The organism is Oleiphilus sp. HI0123, from assembly GCF_001635315.1.
In genome coordinates, this window is record NZ_LWGE01001486.1 from 1 (window position 1) to 3,224 (window position 3,224).

The following is a 3,224-nucleotide window of genomic DNA, read 5'->3' on the forward strand; positions in this document are numbered from 1 at the left end:
ATTGTTTTATTCAAAATGTAATGAAAGTTAAACTAAGATAGTAGTTCTTAAGGTTAGTACATTTTTTTTGTTTCGAAGGTAATAAATGACGTTTAAGTTAGGAATTGTGATGGATCCCATTTCCGGGATTAATATCAAGAAGGATAGTTCCTTCGCTATGCTGCTTTCTGCCCAAGCGAAAGGCTGGTCTTTGAACTATATGGAAATGTCTGACCTATATTTGGATCAAGGTACGGCTCGTGGACGTTTGACGCCTCTCAAGGTAAGTAACGATGAGCAAAGCTGGTATGAACTTGGTGAGCCGCGCGAAGCCGATTTGGCTGAGTTAGACGTCATTCTTATGCGTAAGGATCCACCCGTTGATTCAGAGTTTATTTACGCTACGCATATTCTAGAACGGGCCGAGCAGCAGGGAGCTTTAGTATTAAATAAAGCCCAAAGCTTGCGAGATTGTAATGAAAAGCTATACGCGACTCTTTTCCCCCAATGTTGCCCGCCTGTTTTGGTCTCGAGAGATCAGCAACGCTTGAAAGCGTTTTGTAAGCAGCATGAAGACGTCATCTATAAACCCTTGGATGGTATGGGAGGCGCTTCTATTTTCAGAGTGACTCTGGGGGACAGTAACCTAAGTGTGATTCTCGAAACGCTGAGTCAGCATGGCCAGCAACAGGTGATGGCGCAAAAATATTTGCCTGAGATAAAGAATGGCGATAAGCGTATACTTATTATTGATGGTGAGCCGGTTGCTTTTGGCTTGGCGAGAATTCCGGGGCAAGGTGAGTCGCGAGGCAATTTGGCTGCAGGTGGTCGTGGAGAAGTGCTGCCACTGACTGAACGTGACTATTGGATCGTTGATCAGATAAAAGATGATTTACTAGATAGGGGCTTGTTATTTGTAGGTATCGATGTGATTGGTGATTACCTGACAGAAATAAATGTCACCAGTCCAACCTGTATTCAGGAAATTGAAAGGGTTAGCCAAATCAAAATTGCTGATAAGCTAATATCGACGATTGAGCAGAAATTGAGTGCTAGTAAAAAGTAATATGAAGCAAGAGACGCAATCTGTAGGGGAGCTAAATTGGCAGTGGTAGCACGAGCAATGGGTGTTAGCGATACTGATCGTCTTAGTTTTACGGTTTTTGTCGCGCTGGCCTTACATAGCTTAATTATCCTGACCGATTTTCTGGAAGAAGATCCGGAGCCCGTGGCGTTTACTATGGAAATTACGCTTTCTCGCTTTGAGGATGAGACCAAGCCAGATAAGGCGGACTTCTTTGCCGAGACCAACCAGCTTGGCAGCGGTACGCTAGAAGAAAAAGCGAGAGTCACGACGCCGATTGAATCGAAGCAGTTCAATGCCCTGGAGCAATTAGCCAGCTCTCCAGCGCCAACACAAGACAGTATAGAAAAGCGTGATAAACAGGTGATCAGCTCGGTATCGGGCGAAAGGCTAAGACCCAGCCTGTTTGATCGTGTGCAAGAAGAAAATAAGCCCACCGAAGTGCAGCCTCGAAAGTCCATTCTGGAACGAAGCCTCGAAATAGCTGAACTGGAAGCTGATTTAGATAGGCAGAGGCAAAATTATGCTAAACGCCCAAGGGTGACTCGCTTGACCGCAGCCTCGACAATGAAAGCGGTCGATTCTCAATATGTGGCGCACGTTGTCAGTAAGATAGAGCGGACAGGCAGTCTGAACTTTCCTGAAGATGCCGGGAAGCGCTTGTATGGTAAACCCCGCGTCTCAATTTCTATCTATTCCGATGGCACGATTAAAGAGGTTGTCGTGTTACAGAGCTCAGGAGATCTAGTTCTGGACTCCAAAACCAGAGATATTGTTCATCGAGCGGCGCCCTTTGCGCCCTTTCCAAAGAATGTAAGAAAAGAGCGAGATGTATTAGAATTGATTCGCACCTTTTCTTATAACAAGAGTGGAGTATCCAGCTATTTGTAGCCATTTAGAAAATCAGTTTCTGATCGCAATGCCCCAGATGAAAGATCCAAACTTCTCAGGGTCTCTGACGTATATTTGTGATCATAGCAGCGATGGCGCAATGGGCGTTGTGATTAACCGCCCTACCGATATTGGCTTGGCTGAGTTACTCGAACAGTTAGATATCAGTATGACGATTGATACTGATGCCAAAATTTACGCTGGCGGGCCGGTCCAAAGAGATCGTGGTTTTATCTTTCATGATGGTGAAAAATGTTGGCAATCTACGCTAGAGTTATCATCCGGACTGAAACTCACCACATCTAAAGACATCCTTGAAGCCATTGCACAGGGAACCGGGCCACAAACCTATCTGGTTGCCCTTGGCTATGCTGGTTGGGGAGAGGGGCAGTTAGAAGGTGAGCTCACAGAAAACACTTGGTTAACTTGCCCCGGGTCTCAGGACATATTGTTTGCTGACGACGATAGCAAAAAACTGACAATGGCGATGGATATTCTCGGTATTAAGGCAGACCAGCTCAGTGGCCAGATAGGTCACGCTTAATGACCAATGAAGCCTTGACCTACTTATGTTTTGACTTTGGTGTAAAGCGCTTCGGTGTTGCCTGTGGGAATAGCCTACTTAAAACCGCATCAGAGCTTGCTCCCATTAAAGCCAGAGAGGGGATTCCTGACTGGGAAGTAATTGAACAATTGGTAGAAGAATGGAAACCGACAGGCTTTGTCGTTGGTTTACCTTTGAATATGGATGGCTCTGAAAGCGATATGTCATTGCGAGCGAAGAAGTTCGGTAAGCGCTTAAAAGGCCGTTTTAATAAACCGGTCGATATGATGGATGAGCGGCTCTCAAGCTTCGAAGCTAAGCAGGCGGTGAAAGCTAGAACGGGTCGGTACGTAGATTTTGGGGATCACTCGGTTGACGGTGCCGCAGCATGTTTAATACTAGAAAGCTGGTTTGCAGCAATGAGTGACAATAAAGGAACTGACAATGCATGATGAACAAGCTGTAGAAGCCTTATTGGGTGCGATGTCACAGCAACTAAGCCATTATTTGGCAGAAAAGAATATCACTGACTATGAGTTTGTCGGGATTCGCACCGGCGGTGTTTGGGTCGCTAAGGCTATTCAAAAAAGTTTGGCGAATGAAAAACTGATTGGTGAGCTTGATATATCTTTCTATCGCGACGACTTTACTCAAATTGGTTTGAATCCAAAAGTTGAGCCATCTAGCTTGCCCTTCGAAACAAAAGATAAGCATATCGTTTTATTC

4 protein-coding genes and 1 pseudogene are annotated in these 3,224 nt (G+C 45.3%); all 5 read left to right on the forward strand.

Annotated elements, in window-relative coordinates; genetic code table 11:
• Positions 1–85 precede the first annotated feature (85 nt).
• Complete coding sequence (gene gshB / locus A3761_RS19600) at positions 86–1,045, forward strand: glutathione synthase (RefSeq protein ID WP_068553655.1); 960 nt, start codon at positions 86–88, stop codon at positions 1,043–1,045.
• A 42-nt stretch (positions 1,046–1,087) separates the two neighbouring features.
• Positions 1,088–1,954, forward strand: coding sequence for a TonB family protein (locus A3761_RS19605; RefSeq protein WP_231872330.1), 867 nt, complete (start codon positions 1,088–1,090; stop codon positions 1,952–1,954).
• Between the two features lie 37 nt (positions 1,955–1,991).
• Positions 1,992–2,498 (forward strand): YqgE/AlgH family protein, encoded by a 507-nt coding sequence (locus tag A3761_RS19610; protein ID WP_231877339.1) that lies wholly within the window; start codon positions 1,992–1,994, stop codon positions 2,496–2,498.
• Entirely contained in the window at positions 2,498–2,950 is a 453-nt protein-coding gene (gene ruvX, locus A3761_RS19615; protein WP_068508683.1) for a Holliday junction resolvase RuvX, read from the forward strand. Before A3761_RS19610 ends, ruvX begins: the two co-directional genes overlap by 1 nt.
• A pseudogene (locus tag A3761_RS19620) lies at positions 2,943–3,224 on the forward strand (bifunctional pyr operon transcriptional regulator/uracil phosphoribosyltransferase); the annotation flags it as partial. The gene ruvX and the pseudogene A3761_RS19620, both read left to right, overlap by 8 nt.